Here is a 21,873-nt window from a genome sequence, read left to right on the forward strand (position 1 = left end):
TATAGTAAATTATGTAACTTGAAAGGAATCAGAATAAAAGGTAATTTTTCTCTGATGGGTATCATCGGTAAAATTCTGGATTTTGATGAGATTTTTCTTGTATAGTATCAATAGGATTACTTAAAATTTTCATAAAAACTTGATATGATAATTTTGTATAACCATAATCACTATTTGTAAAAGTTTCGTTGGTAAATTAGCAAATAAGAGACATTCTTGATGGACTAAGATTGCCTTTTCTCTGGCTGTTTGAAAATAGCTATTGCCTACTAATCACCCTCCAGATATACCTAAAACTGCTATTCCCAGAGAAAGACTATACCCCAGGATAACTTTTTGCTGATCCTCGCGCGGGAGAATAATTTTTTAAAAGAGCTAAAATGTTTAAACTCAGAGATAAAATTTATATTGTAACTCGGCATTTAACTTTCCCATGAATTGAGAGCAGGTAGAAAATGGAGAATTTAACAGTCAGTCAATCAGGCAACACTACACATACACTTAAATATTAGTTTATCAAAAATTGTTGCTTTTTAGTTTCTAGCTGAGAAAACCACTATACAGGTAATAACTTCTATCCTTCATGCCTTTGTCTCGTATTGTTACACTAATTGTTGGCCTAATCGTCATTTTGGCGTTAACCCTATGGCTAATTGATTCTCTTTCCCGCTTGTACTGGCAGTTGTCCTATTCGCCGTTGTTGGGTAATTTACTATTATTACTGCTAGTTTTACTGATTGGTGGTTTGATTGCTGCGTTTGTTTATTATGTATTGGTGCTGCGGCAGGGGGAGGAAAAATCCAGTCGTCAACGTCAAAGGGTGACTTCTGCCCAAATTCCAGCAGCTAAATCGGATGCGGCTTCTTCTACTTTGCAAGCGGTACGTCAACAAGTAGCCCAAATTCAAGATGAGGTGACACGCCAAGCTTTACTGAGTCGGACTAAGGAAATTGAGGCGAATTTAGCGAGAGGGGAAATTCAGGTTGTTGTTTTTGGTACTGGTAGTGCTGGTAAAACTTCTCTGGTAAATGCGATTATGGGGCGGATAGTTGGTGAAGTGAATGCACCAATGGGAACGACTCAGGTGGGGGAAACCTATTGTTTACGGTTGAAGGGTTTGGAACGGAAGATATTAATTACTGATACTCCAGGGATTTTAGAACCGGGGGTGGCGGGTACGGAACGGGAACAATTGGCTAGGGCTTTGGCGACGGAAGCGGATTTGTTGTTATTTGTGGTGGATAATGATTTACGCCGTTCTGAATATGAACCATTGCGGGGGTTGGCGGAAATTGGTAAGCGATCGCTTTTAGTTCTAAATAAAACAGATTTATACACTGAAACTGACATAGAATCAATCTTGGCGAGATTACGGGAGCGGGTACGGGGTTTTATTGCTACTAATGATGTGGTGGCGATCGCTGCCAATCCCCAAATAGCCCAATTAGAAACTGGCGAAACTTTCCAACCGGAAGCGGATATTATCCCTTTGTTACGGCGTATGGCTTCCATTTTACGCGCTGAAGGTGAAGATTTAGTGGCAGACAATATTCTCTTACAGTCTTTACGCTTAGGAGAAGAAGCCCGTAAACTGATAGATTCTCAGCGTCGTCGGCAAGCTGATAAAATTGTTGAGCGGTATCAATGGATTGGAGCAGGTGTGGTTTCTGTCACCCCATTGCCAATGGTAGACTTACTCGCCACTGCGGCGGTTAATGCTCAAATGGTGGTAGAAATTGGCAGGCTTTACGGTTGCGATTTAAACATGGAAAGGGGCAAGGAATTAGCCCTATCTTTAGGAAAAACTATTGCTGGTTTAGGGATTGTCAAAGGGGCAATTGAATTATTATCAACGGCTTTGCAACTCAATGTGGCTACTTTTATTGTGGGAAGAGCAATTCAAGGGGTGACAGCCGCATATTTAACCCGCATTGCTGGGAAAAGTTTTATTGAATACTTTCGTCATGATCAAGATTGGGGTGATGGGGGGATGACAGAAGTTGTGCAGCAACAATTTCAGATTAATCGCCGCGATGAGTTTATCAAAGTTTTTGTGCAAGAAGCGATCGCTAAAGTCGTCAAACCATTAACTGATACATTTGCAGAAAAAGAAGATTATAAGTAAAAACACTGAAATAATTATTAAATATTTCACATAAGTAGGTTGGCGTTGAAAATTGTCGTTATGGCAAGGCAAAAGGCAAGAGGCAAGAGGCAAGAGTGAAGAGGGTTTAGGCGATTTTACATTTCTTTACACAGTTTGGTTTTATTGTGTTCACCTACTTACTGAATTATTTTCTATAATTCCGGAAAATAGTAGCCGATGTCAGAAAAGATATAGAAGGATTTCTGAGTAATTAGATCATGAATAACCAAATGATCGGCAAACTATTACAAGAGCGTTACCAAATTGTTCAACCACTTAGTGCCGGAGTGTTTGGGCAAACATTTATCGCGGTAGATATGCACCATCCAGAAAAACCTAGATATGTTGTTAAACAACTCAAAGTTAACAACTATCAATCTACCTCCTATTTTGACTATCTCAGACTACGGTTTTTAACAGAAACTGAAACTCTCAAACACTTAGGTCGCCATCCCCAAATTCCCGAATTAATTACCTGCTTTGAAGAAAATGAACGTTTTTATTTAGTACAACAATTTATTCCTGGAGAGTCTTTAGCAGCAGAATTACCAACTAGCCCCCAAAGCTCAAGTAAATGGAGTGAAATTGACGTTATTAAATTTCTAGAAGATGCCCTATATATTCTCGAATTTGTTCACTCTCAAGGCTTTATTCATTGCGATATTAAACCAGAAAACCTAATTAGACGAGCTATAGATGCCAGATTAGTATTAATTAATTTTGGCTCAATTCAACCAATAGATTTTAGTATTGAAACCGAATTATCCATAGATCAAATTCCTGTAACATCCTTGGGTTACATTCCTCCAGAACAATTCATTGGTCAAACTCAACCCAATAGTGACCTTTACTCCTTGGGCATAATTGCTATTCAGGCTATTACAGGACTTGCACCTCTGCAATTAGAAATTGATCCCAAAACCAATGAAATTATTTGGTGTGATGATGATACCCAAATTAATGATTATTTAATTGCTTTCCTCAATCAGATGATCCGTTATCAACATCAGGAACGGTTTCAATCCGCTCATGAAGCACTATGGGTACTCAAGCATATAGAATGGGTAAATAACCCAGCAGAAATACAAATATCAGAATCTCAATTATCTTATCAAACTATTGAAAAACCACATCAAAAATCCCAACCATTACTAGCAAAATTAAGATTAGGCTTATTAATTAATTCCGTTTTATTAGGGTTAGGAGTATATTCTTTATTTAATAATTCTCAAGCTTACTCAGCCACAGAAACTTTATATAAAGCCATAGCCAAATATCAATCTGGAGACTTACAAAAAGCAATTAATTTAGCTCAGTCAATCCCTCTTGATAGTAATATTTATGCAGAAGCACAAGCCTCAATTGAAGAATGGCAACAGCAATGGCAAAAAGACGCAGAGCATTATATTTCAGCAGAAAAAGCATTCAAAGAAAGTCGGTGGACAGACATATTAACTCACGCGGCTAAAGTTACAGTTAATTCTTATTGGCAAGCAAAAATTCAGCCCCTAGTTGAACAAGCAAAAGTAAATATCGAAGCCCAAGCACAAACATTATTAGCCAAAGCCTATGCAAAAGCTGAAGAAAGAGATTTCTCAACAGCTTTATATTACTTACAACAAATACCTGAAGAAAGCTCCGCTGGCACTATAGTTAAACAAAAATTAGCTGAATATAATCAAAAACGTCAAGTTAGATCGGGATATTATGTATATCAAGCCCACAATCAAGCATCTGTAGGTGACTTTTTTGGGGCAATTAAACTCCTGGAAAGAGTTCCCAAAGATACTGATGTCTATGCACAAGCAAGAGTCAAACTACAAGAATATTCCCAAAAGTTACGTCTACGTAATCAACAACAAGAATTAGCGACACTAAAAACAGTTCCTGTTATTGAAGTACAAAACACACCTACCGATAAACGCGCCGTTGAGCGTAGAGTATTTTTGCAACCAGAAGATTATTTACAGGAAGTAAATATTCGTAATTAGGGTTTGCTGATAGTCATTGGTGTCATGAGTTTAGATAATACAGTATCTAATTACGTAAATTTCCCAGTCACTTGGGCTGATTTGCTTCCCTGTCATCATAGCATCGCACTTCAGCAACAGCAAGAAGAAAAAGAGCAGCTAGAAGGAGAAATAAGTATGCTAGATGATAAACCCAGAATGGCGGTGGAGTTAGTATTTTTTAAACAATTAACTCGCAAGGATGCTGCTAAGAAGATTGGGGTTTTAAACGGCTACACCAATGACAGTAACACGATATCTGCAAAAAGGTTTGCAACAGTTGATTACTTATTTACAACCAACCTCCATTGCGACTGGATCTTAAAGTATTGGCAAAAATACGGAGATTTGTGGTTTTTGGCATTTTGGCATTTTTTCGACCTGTTACATTGCTATTGTGGGTACGCGAATGTCTTTGTGCGATAATTCCGACTTGCAGAATCCCTCGGTCTATAACCGGGGGTCTTTTTTATTTATTCAATTAGACAGAAATGAATTAATTTTAAACGTTCCTACAGATAGATATAACTATATAAAAATAAAGTTAAATTCATAAGTGAACTAGTCCACATTCCAATGTCTTTAATCATAGCCTCCAGTGGTTTTCAAGCTGGAGGTAATTTTTTATCAATCTTTTATGATAAAGGTTTGAATGATAAATTTCCATCTACATCATTGAAATACTTTTTCTAGATTATCTTGTTCTCCTTGTAATAAAGTAGTTATGGCTCTACCGGACTTAGTATGCTAAAATAACGAAAATAGGGAACAGGGAACTCTTAACTGGGAACAGGAAGAATGTCGGATATTAATGACTTTAAAGACTTAATGATTTGGCAAAAAGGGATGGATATTGCTGAAAAGTGCTATTTCCTCACTAAACTTTTTCCCAAAGACGAGCTATATTCTATGGTTCAACAAATCCGAATAAGTGCAGTATCCATTCCAGCTAATATAGCTCTTATGATATGGGCGACGATATAGAGGAGAATATATAAGATTTTTAAACATAGCGCAAGGGTCAGTTAATGAATTAGAAACTCACCTAATTTTATCTAAGCGAGTAGGATTATGCTCAGAAAAAGATATAGAAATGATTCTTAATTTGTTAAAAGAGGAAAGCAGAATAATTATTAGTCTTAGAGACTTCCAAGAAATAAATTATCCTAAGAAACGAACCACAGAGGCACAGAGTACACAGAGAGAGAATTTCTGCATCAGTTTTGGGACATTTTTTTATTTGGAAGTCTCTTATTAAAAAACTAGAAAATTAAAATTTTTTCCCTGTTCCCAGTTAAGAGTTCCCTGTTCCCTTCTCTCAACTTCTCACTTTAGCATAACAAGTACCGAAGAACCGTAGTTATCTGTGTATAATCATTAAATAATGAGGCTTGATCAAGAGTAGCTATTGTTTCTAAATCTTTAATAAAATTTTGTATTTTTTTGTTCTCACCTCGTGCTTTTCGCCAATGATGAGATTTTGCTAATTTATAAATCTGTTGACTGGATTGAGATATTTTAGCTAGATTAGCTGCAAAATGATTTTTATTTTCAGAACTAGTAATAAGTAATTGGACAAAAATATTTACAGTCATTGCGAGCGAAGGGAAGCAATCACAACCCTGGCGATTGCTTCATTTCACTTCGTTCCATATGGCTAACGCCACGCTACGCTTACGCAATGACATTGTGTAATTAATTCTATCTCACTACTTATTTGGTAATTCTTCTAGAAGGAGGTGCTTAATTTGTAGTTCTTGCTGTGGCGATAAATTGCTATATATATAATTATTCTGAATTAATTCCCAATTATTAATACTATACTAATACTAAGTAGGTGAACACAATAAAACCAAACTGTGTAAAGAAACGTAAAATCGCCCAAACCCTCTTCACTCTTGCCTCTTGCCTCTTGCCTTTTGCCTTGCCATAAAGACAATTTTCAACGCCAACCTACTTATCGTTACTTTCTATATTATTGTCATGTTGAACCATAATTGCAATTGGCGATCGCACTTCATGATTAAATATAACTTTTAGCTTAAACAGTAGAAGCCTCTCACCTACCCGATAGGGAGGTGATGAGATGAATACAATACGCGCGAGTGACGAATTGCCCAACGAGCAAAATTAAGCGCAGCTTAATCAGTGTTGTTGGGTGATGTTAGCGCAGCGGCACGAAGTGCGGAATGAACACTTTCTTGATTTTTCTTTCAAATATTTGATATAATTTTCAACAGTAGGTGTAACTGTCTCAACAATTATTAATACTGAACAAAAAAGGGCGAACGACGGGATTCGAACCCGCGCGTGGTGGTACCACAAACCACTGCCTTAACCACTTGGCTACGCTCGCCATTCAATTTACTTCTGTAAGTCTAGCACGACCTGAGAAAAATGATCAAGTTTTTTGCCAGAAATTAGATAATTTTCTTGGTAGTCTTTAAAAGATTAACCACTATACTGGGTCGAGCTAGAAATGAAACCTTTAACTATGATTATATGCGTAGGAGCAGTGGGCGTTACTGTTCTAGGGGCAATTATGGCGAAAACTAACCCTAATCAGGAGGAGTATGAAAAGTATGCAGTCCAAAAGCTGACAACATACTTGGAAACTGATGTATGTAAAAAAACACCAAGCTTTTTGGAAAAGTTAATTAAAGTTAATTGTGAACAGTTGCTTAATTCCGCTACGCCACATATTAAGGAACTGATTACTACTACTACTAACCGACAAGACTATATGATATTTAGTATTTACCGGACTCAAATCAAACTGGATGCTTGGATACCAGGGTACAAATTTGAAACGGTGGGGGCATTAAATCAATTTTATACTTATAATGCTGAGGAAAAATAAATCGGCGTAAGTCAAATGAAGACTTAATATACAAGTAGTTCTGAAAAATAACTACTATGTGATGAGTTTTTGTACTAATTGTTTGTACCCGCAAAATCCTGATGATGCGTGTTTTTGTATTAAATGTGGTAAGTTGATTTTACTTAAAGAGCGCTATCGTCCCCTTTATGCTTTAGGTAAGGGTGGTTTTGGGAGAACAATCTTAGGTGTAGATGAACATATCCCTTCTCAACCTCAATGCGCGATTAAACAACTTTGCTTTCCCGAGGAAAATCCAGCGGATTTTAAAAAAGCGGTGGAATTGTTTCGTCAGGAAGCATTACGTTTAGATGAGTTGCATCATCCTCAAATTCCCCAATTATTGGCATATTTTGAGCAGGAAAATAGGTTATATTTAATACAGGAGTTTATCTCAGGACAGACTTTGTCCCAGGAATTACTACAAGCAGGGGTTTTTAATCAGGGGAAAATCCAGAAATTACTGCAAGATTTATTACCTGTGTTGGAATTTGTGCATAGTCATCATGTGATTCATAGAGATATTAAACCGGAAAATATCATGCGAAAATCTTCTGGGGGAGATTTGGTGTTGATTGATTTTGGTGTGGCTAAGTTTATTTCTGCCACTGGGATGATGAAAACAGGAACAACTATTGGTAGTCCTGAATATATGGCTCCTGAACAAATGCGGGGTAAGGTGTTACCAGCTAGTGATCTTTATAGTTTGGGTGTGAGTTGTATTCAGTTGTTGACGGGGATTTCTCCTTTTGATTTATATGATGATACAAGCGATCGCTGGGTTTGGCGAGATTATTTACTTCCAGAAAATCAGGTTACACCACATCTGGGTGGAATTATTGATAAACTCATTCATAATGCTTTGGCTCAACGTTACAAATCTGCACAAGAAGTCCTAGCAGCAATAGAAATAAAAACACAAACAGGGAAGAAACAGCAACCTACTACTCTCTGTTCTGATACTGGTGTTAATTACCAGCAGTTACGTGATTTCCTGGCATGGAAACAGTGGGAAAAAGCAGATAAAGAAACTTGGGCGTTAATGTGTCAAGCTTTATCTAAATGGAGAGTTACTTATTTATCTAATAGTGATTTGGAAAGTTTGCCTTGTCAGGATTTACAAATAATCGATCAATTGTGGACAAAATATAGTCAAGGACATTTTGGTTTTAGTATTCAAACCCAAATTTATTATAGCTGTGATACCGACTATGCCCAATTTTGTAGTACGGTAGGTTGGTATTTGCCCTATGCTACTTCCCCCCGACAACAATTATCTTTTAAGTTATCTGCACCAATAGGTCATTTACCTTCTCACTTTTGGGCTAGTGGTACTCAGTTAGGAAAACACATGAAAGCTTTAGCTGGAAAGGTGGCAAGCTGTTACAATTAGTTTAAAATGGATATCCCAGCGTTAATGTCTTTTTCTGTAGTAGTAGCGAGGCAATATGACAACACAAGTTGTACTAGGAAATATTAATCCTGTTGTATTAGAAAAATTACAGGGTTTAGCTCAAAGCCATAACCGCAGTTTGGAAGATGAAGTTAAGACAATTTTGGAAAATTTTGTAGAGGCTGAATTAGTCAATCAAGAAGTTTCAAGTTACATTTTGAAGTGTGATATGTAAGTGATTTGTGGTATTATTAAGAATGGACTTACATCATTAAGTATAATAAAGATTGTTATTGTCCAATAAAATAATCCTGATAATAAGTCTAATTTTTAATGGCAATAAAATGATTCAACCCCGTAAACAGTTTGCTCAACATTGGTTAAAAAGTGATAAAGCTCTGAACGCAATTGTCCAAGCGGCTAATTGTCACGAAACTGATAAAGTTTTAGAAATTGGTCCGGGTACAGGAATTCTCACTCGTCGGTTATTACCGCTGGTGAAATCTCTATTAGCCGTAGAAATTGACCGAGATTTGTGTAAGTTACTGGCTAAACAATTGGGGGAAAAAGAAAATTTTCTCTTGCTACAGGGAGATTTTTTAACTCTTGATTTACCATCGCAATTAACAACATTTACTAATTTTCAGAAGCAGAATAAAGTTGTTGCTAATATTCCTTATAATATTACTGGACCAATTATTGAAAAGTTACTGGGGACGATTTCTCATCCTAATCCAGAGCCTTTTGATACGATTGTTTTGTTAGTACAGAAAGAAGTAGCCGAAAGATTATATGCTAAACCCGGTTCGAGAACTTTTGGGGCGTTGTCGGTGCGGGTGCAATATTTGGCGGATTGTGAGTTAATTTGTACTGTTCCGGCGGCGGCATTTGTGCCTCCACCCAAGGTAGATTCGGCTGTGGTGCGGTTGAGTCCTAAACAAATCGCAATTCCGGCTCATGACCCCAAAAAGTTAGAAACTCTGGTGAAATTGGGATTTGGGTCAAAGCGAAAAATGTTAAGAAATAATTTACAATCGGTAATTGAACGAGACAGCTTGACTCAATTACTGGAACAATTGGGAATAAATCCTCAAGTTCGCGCTGAAGACCTTGGTGTTGACCAATGGGTATCACTGGTAAATATTATAGGAAATGGTGAATAGTTCTCTTGCCTCTTGCCTCTTGCCTCTTGCCTTTTACCTCTTGCTACTAAATAACCGTTATGCGTTCTTACAGTTTAATTGCACCTGCCAAAATCAATTTGTATTTGGAAATTATCGGGAGTCGTCCTGACGGGTATCATGAATTAGCAATGATACTCCAAAGTATAGATTTGTCCGACCAAATTGATATTCATTCGTCCAGCACTGAAAATATTCGCGTTTATTGCAATCATCCTCAAGTACCTACAGATCAAACTAATTTAGTTTATCAAGCGGCGGCATTAATGGCTAAGGAATTTCCCAAAGCTTTTAGTAATTTTGGTGGTGTGGATATTACTATCAAAAAGCATATTCCTGTTGCTGCTGGTTTAGCGGGAGGTTCTAGTAATGCCGCAGCGGTGTTAGTGGGAATGGATTTACTTTGGAATTTGGGATTAACTCAATCAGAATTAGAAGAATTAGGGGCTGGTCTGGGTTCAGATGTGCCATTTTGTATTGGTGGGGGAACGGCAATTGCTACTGGTAGAGGTGAAGAACTTTCTCCTTTGCAAAGTTTGGATAATTTACATATAGTCTTGGCCAAATATCGCAGTTTGGAAGTTTCTACACCTTGGGCATATAAAACTTATCGGCAACAATTTGGGATTGATTATATTCAAGATTCGGAAGGTTTAGCGGCTCGTACTAGTGCTTTTCATTCAGAAGATATGGTGAAAGCTATCTTGAATAAGAATACAGAAAACATTGCCCGAAAACTACATAATGATTTGGAGAAGGTTGTTTTACCAGCTTATCCTCAAGTATGGCAACTACGGGAATTATTCGCTAGTCAACCCGGGGTTTTAGGGACAATGATGTCGGGTTCTGGCCCTTCTGTGTTTGCTATTGTTGAATCTCAAAATCAAGGGGAGATAGTTAAGGAACGGATACGTGAGGCTATTCCTGATGAGGATTTGGAATTGTTTGTCACCCATACCATTAAACATGGAATTAAAATCGCTCAATAAAATTGCCTAATTTATTATTTTACTATGAATCAACCGCAAGAAACGCCATCAGTAGATAGTTCTAATCAAGTCCAAGCAACTCCTTTACGCTGTATAACTGGGTCTGTGATATCGGGAGGATTTGCATTTGCTACTTATTCTTTAATGATAGCGATCGCCACTACTTTTGCCAATAAACCCACCCATTCTGATAACCAAACTGTGATCAACATTGCTTCTGCCGTGCGTACCCTAGTTGTAGGTATAGTAGCCTTGGGAGCGGGAATATTTGGGTTAGTTGCATTAGGTTTATTCGCCTTATCAATACAACTTTTTATCCAACAATTAAGCAATCCCAAAAGTAGTTAGTTTTATCTAATAGGAAATAGGGGGGTCATTTTTTCTGACTTTTAATTAGGGTTTGCTGAAAAAGTTGTCTGTCAGGGCTAGTAGTCTGCCAACCCGAAAATGACGGGTGAAGGCAAGCAGGGGGAGAAGAGAGGCACCGGGGGCAGGGGAGGGAAGAACAGAAGTTTTTTCCGCTCATTACCCGTCAAAATAAATTTGACGAACTACTAGAAGTATGGCTTAGAGGATGTTTGAAAAGTATCAGAATTAATTGAGATCCCCCAACCCCCCTTACAAAGGGGGGCTAAATTCCTCAAAGTCCCCCTTTCCAAGGGGGATTTAGGGGGATCTGCGGGTGTCAGATCCCACACGAAAAAGTTTTCAAACAACCTCTAACGCCACGCTGCGCTATCAGCAAACCCTAATTAGGCGCAGGGACTGCGCCTCTACCTCCTGACTTAACTCCTTCCCGCAGGTACAGGGTTGAGTAATCGTGAGCGATTTTGCCTAAATTGCAACTTAGTCTTTGTCGAATCTGAATTTAACTGGTGTTTTTTTCGCCAATTTCCGGGAGATAACCCATAATGTTGGCGAAACTGTCGAGAGAAATGAGGAGCATTTTGATAACCTATTTCAGCAGCAATTTCCTCAATTGTGTGATTAGTATTTTCCAATAAAGATAAGGCTGCTACCATGCGCCGTTTCACAATCCAAACATTTATTGGCTTTCCTGTTTGTTTACCAACTTGGTTAGTTAAATATGCAGAAGAATAACCTACAGCTTCGGCAACATCAGATGAAGTAATTCCTTCTTGATAGTTAGCTTCTATATAATCGAAAATTATTTTTAAATGGGGAATATCTGGAAAAATTGACGGAGAATTTGCTGATGTATTAGGTAATTCTGTTGATGTTAGTTGATTGGGGTTTGTTGCATACCAATATCTAAAAAGAGCCTGTTTTTGTAATCTAATATCAACGGCTCGCAATAACTCATCCGTTGTTACAGGTTTAGTTAAATAATCATCTGCTCCCAATTCCATTGCTTTTCGTAAAGATGCCTTTGTATTAATAGCAGTCAAAAAAATAAAAGGAGTAATTGCTGTTAATGGATCTTCCCGGAGGTGATTTAATAAGGTATAACCATCTATGTCTGGCATTACTAGGTCACAAATTACCAAATCAGGTAAATATTTCTTGATTAATTGCAGTCCAGTTATACCATTTTCTAAACCTATGGCATTATAGCCTTGAGAATGAAGACAATCTAAAACAAAATTGCGGTTGACAATATCATTATCAATGACGATAATTCTTTTTGTTTCGTACATAACTATTCCAATCACTAGATTTTGTTATTTTTAGCCGTTACTAAACTCTGTAACAATTTGCGGAAAAATTTTGGATATAAATAGGGCAAAAGGAAACATAAAATTCGATTCAGAGGGAACAGGGAACAGGAAAAACTCATGTTTAAAAACATGAGATTGAAATAATGACACTGTTTTTTTCGTGCTACGCATCTTTTAAAAACATCCTTTTTTTGACTGAGCTTTAAACTCAGAACTAAAGTTTCTTATTTGCTCCCAGTTAAGAGTTCCCTGTTCCCTGTTCCCTTCTTTTGTAAAGAGTTAATAAAATCTTGATAATTGCTATTGTTTCAATTAGTATTAGTAATTGATCTTTAGCAGATTTATGTTTAAGCTTGAATAAATCTGATTTTATCAATAAAAAGTAAATACGTTCAACTTGGTTGCATGAAAAAACTAATGGTTGTTTTTATTACTTTTCACTTGAGTCACCCGGAAAAATGAACCTAATTCCATACCAATACTTGTCGGTTAAGCTCAAAAAATAGAATTACGTAGCGACTGTCTTGATTGTCAAGCGCTCGTTAAGGAAAAATTTAAAGTCTAGGAATAAAGTCAGAAAATAGAGGAGAAAAACAGAGAAACGAAACCCAACATTTATAAGCTTTTTTTGGGTTACGCTGTCGCTTGACAATCAAGACAGTCGCTACAAAAACTCTTAACCGAACAGTATTGAATATCATACAATTGCCATATTGTCAATTAATATCTGTATAAACTTTGGGATGGTGAGATTTGATAAATAGGTAAATTGTGAGTTATTTACCTGATTTTCCCAAATTTAGTCTCTTTTGCATTCAACTATGAAAGAAGATACAAGGTCATCTGTCGCCAGGAATATCTTTCTGCCTCAAATTAGCTGCTAATCATTTAGCATCCTCCCCAGGGTAGATAAATGATTGATTAAATTTATATATAACTATCAGCAAGAATCACTGAACGGCAAAATTAGAAAATCTGGAATAGATAAAAGTTAAGAAGCAACATAAAAGGAGTAATGATTTTACTAATAAGTAGGTTGGCGTTGAAAATTGTCGTTATGGCAAGGCAAAAGGCAAGAGGCAAGAGGCAAGAGTGAAGAGGGTTTGGGCGGTTTTACGTTTCTTTACACAGTTTGGTTTTATTGTGTTCACCTACTTAATCACTTACCAAGTATTAAACTGAACGAAACAATTTTTAACTTGATTATACGAAAAAATTAACCTAAAAAAACAAGAAAATAGTATATAATCACGGCCAGAAGTGTTGAATGTTAGGAAAAGATTAAAAAAAAGTACCATAATTTGATACAATCTAAAAAAATCTAGATAAAGAATTATCAAATTATGCGCTTAAAGAATTTCCCAGAAGTGGTCAAAACAATATTGAAACCATTGCCCAAAAAAGATTATCCAGTTCTGGACACATTTTCATTTGTATCAGTGTGGTTACAGTATGTCATGGATAAAAGTATAGTGAGTATGAGAGATTTATTTCAAAGACTAAATAATCAAGGGATAGATTTAAAAATATCAAATTTTTCCAAGGCAAGTAAAAAGAGAGATACTCAAGTATTTTTGGAGATAATAACTGAATTAAACAATCAACTGAGAAAGAAAAAAGGAAAGGAAGAAACCCAAGCATTATTTCCTATAGATTCAACAATTATTACATTAACAAGTAAATTATTATGGAGTCAAGGATATCATCAAGTAAAACTATTTTGTGGGTTAGATAGTTTGACATCAGAAGTTGGTGGAATGGTGATTCATTTTGGGCAAGGACATGACCATAAATATGGACAAGAAACAGTAGAAGCAATTCCGTCAAAAGGAGTAGGGATAATGGATAGAGGATTTGCATCCTCCGAAAGAATATCTGAATTAAAACAACAAAAAAATAAAGCTTTTGTCTTAAGAATTAAAAATAATGTCACTTTAGAAATGCTAGAAAATGGTAATTGTAAAGTTGGCAAAGATGAAAGAGAAGTGGAAATTAGAGTAGTAGCATTTTGTGATATAGAAACTAAGAGTGAATTTCGTTTAGCAACAAACTTATTAAATGAAGGAGAAGAGCAAGTTAGTAATCAAGAGATTATGGAAATTTACATACAAAGATGGCAAATTGAATTGTTATGGAAATTCTTAAAAATGCACCTCAAGTTAGACAGACTTATGACAAAGAATGAGAATGGAATTAGAATTCAGATAATGTGCTGTTTAATCGCTTATTTGATATTGCAACTAATAGAAATACCGCAAGAATTTGGCAAAACTTTATTAGATAAACTCCGTTATCTTCAGTCCTATATGTGTCAGGAAATAAGTTATGTTCATTGGTTTAGAAAACTTATTTGGATAAGATGAAAAATAGCACTTATAGGCTAAGTTTATTTCAATATGTAAAGTTTTATTACGCTATTCAACATTTCTGAATCACGGCTAATAAATTTACACTTAAAAATCTAATAAGTACTTATTCTGACAGTCTAATTAGGGCTAAAAAATAAGAGCGAAAAAATTATCAAGTTAATCAAAGAATAATTCATGTATTGAAAGAGTAACTTTGGGTAGTCTTAAAAAAGAGGCATGAAAAAATCTCAAAACCATTAGATGATTATGATTTTCAACAGGAGTGCATATTATGAGTCAAAATTTTAGCGATTATCATTCGTCTGTTAACAAAAAAATTAAGACTGAACAAATAGAGCAAATAATCAAAGCAATAATTGCGGGTAAATATTCTTGGGCTTGTGTTCTAGTTTTACAATTTGCTGGTTATAATCCTATGGACTATATACCCTATCGTACTTATATCAGATTACTTAAAACTAACTGCTTACTTGGTAATTCTCAGCAAAATTAACTTCCTATGATAAAAGCTGAAGGATTTGATGGAAAATTAAAGTAGTTGCGTTTTTAAATCTGAATTTGTGAAAATTCTTTCTGGAAAATAAAAAGGTAAGGTGAAGATTTATCAAAAAAAATATGATTATTATGCAGAATTCATGAGCTACCCAACCACAATTTATAATCATCAAATGCAAACAATTATTCAAGAAATTGTGTGGCAGAAAAAACTAGAAGTTGCACAAATGCAACAAGATATGTCCTGGGCTTCCTTGCAACGTCAATTAAGTGCTGCTCCTACTGTGCGGGACTTTTTTACGGCTTTGCAATTGAGTATTTATAAACCTAGTTTAATTGCAGAAGTGAAAAAAGCATCACTTTATCATAGTGTAATTAGACCAGATTTTGATCCAGTTACTATTGCTCAAGCCTATAAACGAGGAGGAGCATCTTGTGTATCTGTTTTTACCGATCAAAAGTTTTTTCATGGTGGTTTTGATCATCTCCGTGCTATCAGATATCGGGTAGGAATACCTCTACTTTGCAAAGATTTTATCATTGATCCTTGCCAAATTTATTTAGCCCGTTCGGCTGGTGCAGATGCAATATCATTAATTGCTGCTATTCTTACAGATAAGCAATTACAAAACTTTTTACGAGTGATTCATTACTTAGGTATGAATGCTGTCATCCAAGTTCATAACTTAAATGATTTGGATAGAGTTCTGGCGTTAGAAGATGTGAGGATAGTTTCCATTAATAACCAGAGTTTAGGTGATTTTAGCATTAATATTAACACCACTCAGGAATTATTGGCAGCTAGGCGATCGCAACTTCAAAAACTGGGAATTTTAGTCCTTAGTGAATCAGGTATAGAAACCCCCGATGATTTATCGTTTGTGGCTGAATGTGGTGTACAAACAGTGATCATCGGAGAATCTTTGCTCAAAGAAAATGATTTGGAACTAGCTGTCAGAAATTTCCTGCAATCGAAATTCCCCATTCATTATTCAGAGGAATTAAAGATTAGGTAATAATTGATAATTACGGATTAATCATAGTAAGGGTTTCCACCAATCACTATGGCTGAGATACCATTCTACGGTTAAACGTAAACCTTCTGTAATTGTTACAGATGGAGTCCAGCCAAATTCTGTTTTTAGCTTATTGGCATTAATAGCATATCTTCGATCATGTCCAGGTCTATCCTTCACAAAAGTAATTAATTTTTCCGCTGGATATACTGGTAAATCTGGGGCTAATTCGTTCATGATTGCACATAAATTTTGTACCAGACTGATATTTTCAACTTCGTTATTGCCACCAATGTTGTAATTTTCTCCGGGTTTTCCTTGATGGATTACCACATCTAACGCCCGACAGTGATCAACTACGTACAACCAATCGCGGACATTTTTACCATCACCATAAACAGGTAATTCTTTACCAGTTAGAATGTTAATACACATCAAAGGAATTAGCTTTTCTGGAAATTGAAAAGCACCATAATTATTAGAGCAATTAGTGATAATTGTCGGTAATTTATAAGTATGATAATAAGCCCGAACTAGATGATCACTTCCAGCTTTGGAAGCGGAATAAGGACTATTGGGACTATAGGCTGTAGTTTCTGAGAATGCCGGTTCATCTGAGGTGAGACTACCATAAACTTCATCGGTAGAAACGTGAAGAAATAGGTAATTACTAGGTTGGTTTTTTGCTTGCCAATATTGACGGAAAGCTTCTAATAAAGTAAAAGTTCCCACTACGTTAGTTTGGACAAATGCAGCAGGTCCGGTGATGGAACGATCAACATGAGATTCGGCGGCAAAATGGGCTATAGTATCTATATTTTCTGCTAAAAGTAGTTGATCAACTAAAGAGCGATCGCTTATGTCTCCTTGCACAAATCGGAAATTCTCTTTGGCTTCAACAGAGGCTAAATTATGGCGATTTCCAGCGTAGGTAAGAGCATCCAGTACCACGATTCTATCATTTGGATAAGCCTGACACCAATGATGGACGAAGTTCGCGCCAATAAACCCAGCACCTCCAGTCACCAGTAATCGTCTATTCATGAGATTCCCTAATTACCCTGTAAATATTTCTTCTTGATTTTAGCAAAGATTTTCTGTGTAAACAATTGCGCTAACCGGATTTTTGTAAAATTGGGAATTTTAGTTGAATAGTTATGTTTATGATCGCAGAAGTTATTTATGTCTGCTAAAATTACTTCTAAACGGTGAATAATATGCTCAGTTCTGTATTCTGCTAACACAGTTTCTGATAAAGTCAATGCTACTGAAGATTCTAAAACCTGCAAAATTTTGGCAACGTCATATTCTAAAGCATAACCAGCGATTTTATAAGAATTAAATCCCGGATCTAAATAATCCGATAATCCCCCATTGACACTAGAAAAGACTTGACAACCACAAGCTAATGCTTCCATTGGTTGTAAGCCAAATCCTTCGCTAACTCCTTGTAATTTCCAATATTCTGCCGAATCATAAAGATAAACTTTAGCACGATTAAATAAAGCTGGTAAATTTTCTACATAACTATCAATAACCAATACTTTACATTTTTTTTCTAAAGCCGGAATTAAGGTTTTAATTAAATATTCTGAAGATTTCCGGGTTTGCACTAAAACATCAATATCTCGATGTTGATGTAAATTAGTAAATTCATCACTAATTTGATTGGGTAAATAATAAATTAGAGAGTTTGGGGCTTGTTGTCCCCAATAACCCAAAGTATTTCTACTCACTGTAATTATGGGAATACTAGCTGGTAAATTAATTTTATAACCTGCACTATGAGCGTGATAAATTACATGATATTTTTGCAATTTAGCCGCTAATTTACCAACATTGAATCCCCAGCTAATTACAAAAATTATGTTATCTAAATCTAAGTTCTTTTCTTTTAATAAATCATCTAAAAATAATTTATCTGATTCTCGCTGCCGATAGGTAACTACTTCAGCATCACAAATCTGTTGAGCTAAAGCAACTGTTTTCAATTCTGCCCAAAGACCACCACAAGCAAATTTACCATTTGTTCCTGGTACTAAAAAGTAAAGTTTTCTCATCATCCTAAATATCTAATTTTGAAGTTTATAAATAATGGTGTTGGTTGTGAATAAATCAGGGCGCAGGTGGTTAATGAATCAGGGCGCAGGTGGTGAATAAATTAGGGCGCAGGTGGTGAATAAATCAGGGCGCAGGTGGTTAATGAATCAGGGCGCAGGTGGTGAATAAATCAGGGCGCAGGTTGTGAATAAATCAGGGCGCAGGTGGTTAATGAATCAGGGCGCAGGTGGTTAATGAATCAGGGCGCAGGTGGTGAATAAATTAGGGCGCAGGTGGTGAATAAATTAGGGCGCAGGTGGTGAATAAATTAGGGCGCAGGCCCTGCGCCCCTACGGATTCCTAATTTTCCCAATATACTTTGATAAAATGACTTTCTTTACCCCAAAAATCACGGGTGATGGTAATATTTTCAATAGCTAAATTAAAGGGGATAGAGGTGGTAAGATAACGCTGGGTGAGCATTCCTAAATCTGGTGCAATTTCCGCTGCGGCTGTGGCGGCTAAACCAAAACCGATTAGTTGTTCAATTGGTCGAAATGGTAGTAAACAAGGAATTGTTACTGCTAGTCCTGCTGTTAATAACATGGCTACAGATACATTTGTGCCACAGCGGGGATGTACAGCTAAATCCCATTCTCCAGTGGTCAGACGATGTTTAGCTAATGTTACTGCACGGCGCAAATCATGAATATTCACATCACCATAGAGAAAAAATCCCTGTTCGGTAGACAAACCACCTAATAATTCATCATCTAATTGTATATTGGTGGTTGTTCCTGATGATAAAGAGGAATATTTATTTTCCCCTAGTAACCAGACGGTGGCGTGTTCCAGGGCGTGGACTTGACGGAGCATGAGAATTTCTTTCAACCCAGGGATAAAAGATAACTGTTGCAGTAAATCAGCATCTTGTTTGGGGTGAGGTGCAAGAAAGTCAAAGTTAAAGGAATACGATTCGCCCGAATAAGAAGTATTCATCTTTTTTCTTTTGAGAATTAATTTTCCTTGGTGATATTTTTTGACGATTGCAATAACTGAAAATTTCTGATTTTCCCAATAACCTCACCCCAATTCCCAATTCCCAATTACTATTTAACGCTGATTAGTTCTACGTCAAAAATCAAAGTAGAGTTGGGGGGAATAACGCCACCAGCACCACGCGCACCATAACCTAGTTCTGAGGGGATAATTAGTTGACGACGGCCACCTACTTTCATGGTGCTGAGTCCTTCGTCCCAACCTTTAATTACTTGTCCTGTGCCAATTTTAAAGCTAAAGGGTTTACCGCGATCGCGCGAACTATCAAATTTAGTCCCATTTTCTAATGTACCGACGTAGTGAACCTCAACGGTTTGTCCAGTTTGGGGAGTTGCGCCCGTTCCCTCTTGTAGTTCAATATATTTTAATCCAGAGGCGGTAGTAACAGCATTTGCTTCAGACATAGTATTGCTCTTTATTGGCGTATTGTTTTCTTGCGTGACAGTGGTGGTTGGTTGTGCTGGGGATGAATTACCGATCGCCGCATCTTTTTGACCGCTAATTTGGGTAAATACTAAAACGCCAACACATACCAGCATTAACACCACGCTGAGGAAAATTCCTTTCAAAATCAACCCTCTCTCTTTTAATTACCGATGATCAGATTACTGACAGAACACAAATTAGTTTAAATCAGAAATGATCTTTTAGCGCCATAGCTTATTTTCTAAATCCCGGACTTGACGCTCTAAACGGTCTATTCTCCCCCGTAATTCGTCTACTTCTGACTGACGGGCGACTCCCAAATCCTGCATCATGTTTCGCATTTGTCGCTGCATTTGCTCGTCCCAGTTGCCTTGTTCTGACTGTAACTGATGTACAAGATCATCCATGACTGCCTTTGCTTGCTCAGGATTGAGTTTACCGTCTTTTACCAGTTCATCACTCACTTCTTTGAGTTTGTCTGCAACTAAAGAAGTTGTGCCAATACCCAACATCATTAGCTGTTGCAACCAATTGTTACTATCCATACTGCCTTCCTCTGACTTGTTGCTAACTAAAAGCTTAGTAATTCTAGCCTACACATTTATTTTGTCAGTTGTCAGGAAGAAGGCAATAGGCAATAGGCAATAGGCAATAGGCAATAAATATTCTCCCTGCCCCCTACTCCCCTACTCCCCCTACTCCCCCTACTCCCCTACTCCCCTACTCCCCCAACTCCCCCAACCCCTCTGCCTCTTTACACCTGTATCCATCCGTGCATTGGTGCGATCGCTTTAGTGACTGACTCAATTATTTCTGGAGGTGCTTCTGAAAGCATGACACTGGGATAAACGGCGGTTCCCCATTGGGGATGGACAAGGACATGGCATTTATTTTGAATGGCGGGATATTTAAGTAAGGCTTGGGCTACTGCTGTGTCATCATGGGGAACTAGGCCAGAATGAGATAGTAATGGATAACCTGTGCGGGGATCTATGAGGTCTGTTAAATATCCGCGATCGCGCAAATTAAATGCCACATCGCAACCAAAACGCATAAATTTTTCTCGCAGTTTCTCTTTTTCTTGTTCTGTTTCTATAGTCATTTCTTCTAACGGATATTGTGATTGCTGCAAGACAACCACCACCCACAAAAACTGTTGTTGTTTCCAATCGGGTAATATCTGTTCGCAGTTGGCACAGATATATGGACTGGGAGTATGAATAGAAATCTCTACAGCTTGTCCTGTTTTGCCAACTAAATGAATCGGACAGCTAGGGTCAGAAATACAAACTTGGGGATAATACACCACATTAATTTGGTTTATGAAAGTTTTTATTTTATCTTTGTTAAAAATAATAACTCTTAAATCTGCAAATAAATCATCAAATTTTGCAAATACTTGAAATATGTTTTTTGTTAAAACTGCACATCTATCAGCATTTTCTGCCATTCTGAACTATTGTGGGGATTTTCTGCATCATCCTCCCAGTTTTGAGGATTATTCCCAATATATTCTTTAATATTACTTAAATGTGTTTCGTCCCTAATTATAGATTCATAATAATTACGTTGCCAAAAAGGCAGATCAGAATGATAACGAATTAAATTAACGCGCCGAGTCACAGAGGATTTAAACCCATTAATAAAAGAACCGAGCGAACCAGACCGTAGGGGCTTACGGCGTAAGCCCTCTTGGTTTAACTCCTTATTGCGTAAATCCTCATGGTTTAATTCCTCAATGCGATCGCACCTTCCCTGATCTTGATCCTGAATCCAAACAATTCCATGTAAATGATTAGGCATTAAAACCCATTCATCTAATTCAATCTCTTGGCGAATTGCTGATGATTTTAACCATTCTTGAACGACTATTTGACCAATTAGATTTAGTTGCATTTCCCCCCGTTTAATATCACCAAACCAACATTGTTTTTTATAAGTACATATTGTGACAAAATAAGCACCAGCTTGACCATAATTGTAATTAGGAAGCCGAATTGAACGCCGGTGATGTTTTTCGGGATCGAACTTCATATAACCAAATCAATAATTGTTAATCTCGTAGGGGCTTACGGTGTAAGCCCTCTTAATTTAAGATTATATACATCATATATGAGAATGGCGCAATATGGAAGAGCGCAATATGGAAAGAGGGCGCAATATGAGAAGAGGGCGCAGGCCCTGCGCCCCTAC

The 21,873-nt window shown here is 36.9% G+C and carries 22 protein-coding genes, 1 tRNA gene and 1 pseudogene; 14 read left to right on the forward strand and 10 right to left on the reverse strand.

Annotated features, from left to right (window positions below; genetic code table 11):
- The first annotated feature begins 583 nt into the window (after window positions 1–583).
- The 5 genes and pseudogenes from AA650_RS12435 (at window position 584) to AA650_RS29000 (ending at window position 5,413) form a co-directional block, all read left to right on the forward strand.
- Window positions 584–2,125, forward strand: coding sequence for a YcjF family protein (locus AA650_RS12435; RefSeq protein WP_053539263.1), 1,542 nt, complete (start codon window positions 584–586; stop codon window positions 2,123–2,125).
- 239 nt (window positions 2,126–2,364) lie between these two features.
- Window positions 2,365–4,137, forward strand: a complete 1,773-nt coding sequence (locus AA650_RS12440) for a serine/threonine-protein kinase (protein ID WP_027403815.1) — start codon at window positions 2,365–2,367, stop codon at window positions 4,135–4,137.
- Window positions 4,138–4,161: 24 nt separating this feature from the next.
- A pseudogene (locus tag AA650_RS12445) lies at window positions 4,162–4,480 on the forward strand (RNA polymerase sigma factor SigF); the annotation flags it as partial.
- A 521-nt stretch (window positions 4,481–5,001) separates the two neighbouring features.
- Window positions 5,002–5,139, forward strand: coding sequence for a four helix bundle protein (locus tag AA650_RS28995; protein WP_250636667.1), 138 nt, complete (start codon window positions 5,002–5,004; stop codon window positions 5,137–5,139).
- A 25-nt stretch (window positions 5,140–5,164) separates the two neighbouring features.
- Window positions 5,165–5,413 (forward strand): four helix bundle protein, encoded by a 249-nt coding sequence (locus AA650_RS29000; RefSeq protein ID WP_250636668.1) that lies wholly within the window; start codon window positions 5,165–5,167, stop codon window positions 5,411–5,413.
- A gap of 73 nt (window positions 5,414–5,486) precedes the next feature.
- On the opposite strand, the gene AA650_RS12455 is transcribed toward AA650_RS29000, so the two are convergent.
- Together AA650_RS12455 and AA650_RS12460 are read right to left on the reverse strand one after the other, a co-directional pair.
- The gene (locus tag AA650_RS12455) at window positions 5,487–5,750 is read right to left on the reverse strand and encodes a hypothetical protein (RefSeq protein WP_039204756.1); all 264 of its coding nucleotides are present in this window, start codon (window positions 5,748–5,750) and stop codon (window positions 5,487–5,489) included.
- Window positions 5,751–6,438: 688 nt separating this feature from the next.
- A tRNA-His gene (locus AA650_RS12460) sits at window positions 6,439–6,511 on the reverse strand.
- A 123-nt stretch (window positions 6,512–6,634) separates the two neighbouring features.
- On the opposite strand from AA650_RS12460, the gene AA650_RS12465 reads away from it, so the two are divergent.
- The 6 genes from AA650_RS12465 (at window position 6,635) to AA650_RS12490 (ending at window position 10,944) form a co-directional block, all read left to right on the forward strand.
- Entirely contained in the window at window positions 6,635–7,015 is a 381-nt protein-coding gene (locus AA650_RS12465; protein ID WP_039204758.1) for a DUF4359 domain-containing protein, read from the forward strand.
- A gap of 61 nt (window positions 7,016–7,076) precedes the next feature.
- Window positions 7,077–8,426, forward strand: coding sequence for a serine/threonine-protein kinase (locus tag AA650_RS12470; RefSeq protein WP_053539265.1), 1,350 nt, complete (start codon window positions 7,077–7,079; stop codon window positions 8,424–8,426).
- Between the two features lie 55 nt (window positions 8,427–8,481).
- The gene (locus tag AA650_RS12475; RefSeq protein WP_053539266.1) at window positions 8,482–8,661 is read left to right on the forward strand and encodes a FitA-like ribbon-helix-helix domain-containing protein; all 180 of its coding nucleotides are present in this window, start codon (window positions 8,482–8,484) and stop codon (window positions 8,659–8,661) included.
- A gap of 109 nt (window positions 8,662–8,770) precedes the next feature.
- Complete coding sequence (rsmA, locus tag AA650_RS12480; RefSeq protein ID WP_053539267.1) at window positions 8,771–9,589, forward strand: 16S rRNA (adenine(1518)-N(6)/adenine(1519)-N(6))-dimethyltransferase RsmA; 819 nt, start codon at window positions 8,771–8,773, stop codon at window positions 9,587–9,589.
- Between the two features lie 59 nt (window positions 9,590–9,648).
- On the forward strand, window positions 9,649–10,596 hold the full coding sequence (ispE, locus tag AA650_RS12485; RefSeq protein WP_053539268.1) for a 4-(cytidine 5'-diphospho)-2-C-methyl-D-erythritol kinase: 948 nt from the start codon (window positions 9,649–9,651) through the stop codon (window positions 10,594–10,596).
- Window positions 10,597–10,620: 24 nt separating this feature from the next.
- Window positions 10,621–10,944 (forward strand): DUF3082 domain-containing protein, encoded by a 324-nt coding sequence (locus AA650_RS12490; protein WP_039204766.1) that lies wholly within the window; start codon window positions 10,621–10,623, stop codon window positions 10,942–10,944.
- Window positions 10,945–11,381: 437 nt separating this feature from the next.
- On the opposite strand, the gene AA650_RS12495 is transcribed toward AA650_RS12490, so the two are convergent.
- On the reverse strand, window positions 11,382–12,254 hold the full coding sequence (locus tag AA650_RS12495) for a response regulator transcription factor (protein WP_053539269.1): 873 nt from the start codon (window positions 12,252–12,254) through the stop codon (window positions 11,382–11,384).
- Window positions 12,255–13,618: 1,364 nt separating this feature from the next.
- Between AA650_RS12495 and AA650_RS12500 the strand changes: the two genes are divergently transcribed.
- The 3 genes from AA650_RS12500 to AA650_RS12510 all read left to right on the forward strand — a co-directional run bounded on the left by AA650_RS12500 (window position 13,619) and on the right by AA650_RS12510 (window position 16,155).
- Window positions 13,619–14,638: a transposase gene (locus AA650_RS12500; protein ID WP_053537527.1), complete on the forward strand. Its 1,020-nt coding sequence runs from the start codon at window positions 13,619–13,621 to the stop codon at window positions 14,636–14,638.
- A 277-nt stretch (window positions 14,639–14,915) separates the two neighbouring features.
- Window positions 14,916–15,137: a HetP family heterocyst commitment protein gene (locus tag AA650_RS12505; protein WP_027403825.1), complete on the forward strand. Its 222-nt coding sequence runs from the start codon at window positions 14,916–14,918 to the stop codon at window positions 15,135–15,137.
- A 142-nt stretch (window positions 15,138–15,279) separates the two neighbouring features.
- Window positions 15,280–16,155, forward strand: a complete 876-nt coding sequence (locus AA650_RS12510; RefSeq protein WP_053541278.1) for an indole-3-glycerol phosphate synthase TrpC — start codon at window positions 15,280–15,282, stop codon at window positions 16,153–16,155.
- A gap of 21 nt (window positions 16,156–16,176) precedes the next feature.
- On the opposite strand, the gene rfbB is transcribed toward AA650_RS12510, so the two are convergent.
- The 7 genes from rfbB to AA650_RS12545 form a co-directional block, all read right to left on the reverse strand.
- On the reverse strand, window positions 16,177–17,199 hold the full coding sequence (gene rfbB, locus AA650_RS12515; protein ID WP_053539270.1) for a dTDP-glucose 4,6-dehydratase: 1,023 nt from the start codon (window positions 17,197–17,199) through the stop codon (window positions 16,177–16,179).
- Between the two features lie 8 nt (window positions 17,200–17,207).
- Window positions 17,208–18,215 (reverse strand): glycosyltransferase, encoded by a 1,008-nt coding sequence (locus AA650_RS12520; RefSeq protein WP_053539271.1) that lies wholly within the window; start codon window positions 18,213–18,215, stop codon window positions 17,208–17,210.
- 340 nt (window positions 18,216–18,555) lie between these two features.
- Window positions 18,556–19,194, reverse strand: a complete 639-nt coding sequence (locus AA650_RS12525; protein ID WP_053539272.1) for a DUF6391 domain-containing protein — start codon at window positions 19,192–19,194, stop codon at window positions 18,556–18,558.
- Window positions 19,195–19,304: 110 nt separating this feature from the next.
- The gene (locus tag AA650_RS12530) at window positions 19,305–19,823 is read right to left on the reverse strand and encodes an FKBP-type peptidyl-prolyl cis-trans isomerase (protein ID WP_081424364.1); all 519 of its coding nucleotides are present in this window, start codon (window positions 19,821–19,823) and stop codon (window positions 19,305–19,307) included.
- A 78-nt stretch (window positions 19,824–19,901) separates the two neighbouring features.
- Entirely contained in the window at window positions 19,902–20,225 is a 324-nt protein-coding gene (locus tag AA650_RS12535; RefSeq protein ID WP_027403831.1) for a phasin family protein, read from the reverse strand.
- 209 nt (window positions 20,226–20,434) lie between these two features.
- Complete coding sequence (locus AA650_RS12540; RefSeq protein ID WP_027403832.1) at window positions 20,435–20,989, reverse strand: methylmalonic aciduria and homocystinuria type D protein; 555 nt, start codon at window positions 20,987–20,989, stop codon at window positions 20,435–20,437.
- Window positions 20,990–21,096: 107 nt separating this feature from the next.
- Window positions 21,097–21,714 carry a transposase gene (locus AA650_RS12545; protein WP_053539274.1) on the reverse strand — a complete coding sequence of 206 codons (618 nt, stop codon included), beginning with the start codon at window positions 21,712–21,714 and terminating at the stop codon, window positions 21,097–21,099.
- Between the last annotated feature and the right edge of the window lie 159 nt (window positions 21,715–21,873).

The organism is Anabaena sp. WA102, assembly GCF_001277295.1.
Taxonomy (GTDB): Bacteria; Cyanobacteriota; Cyanobacteriia; order Cyanobacteriales; family Nostocaceae; genus Dolichospermum; species Dolichospermum heterosporum.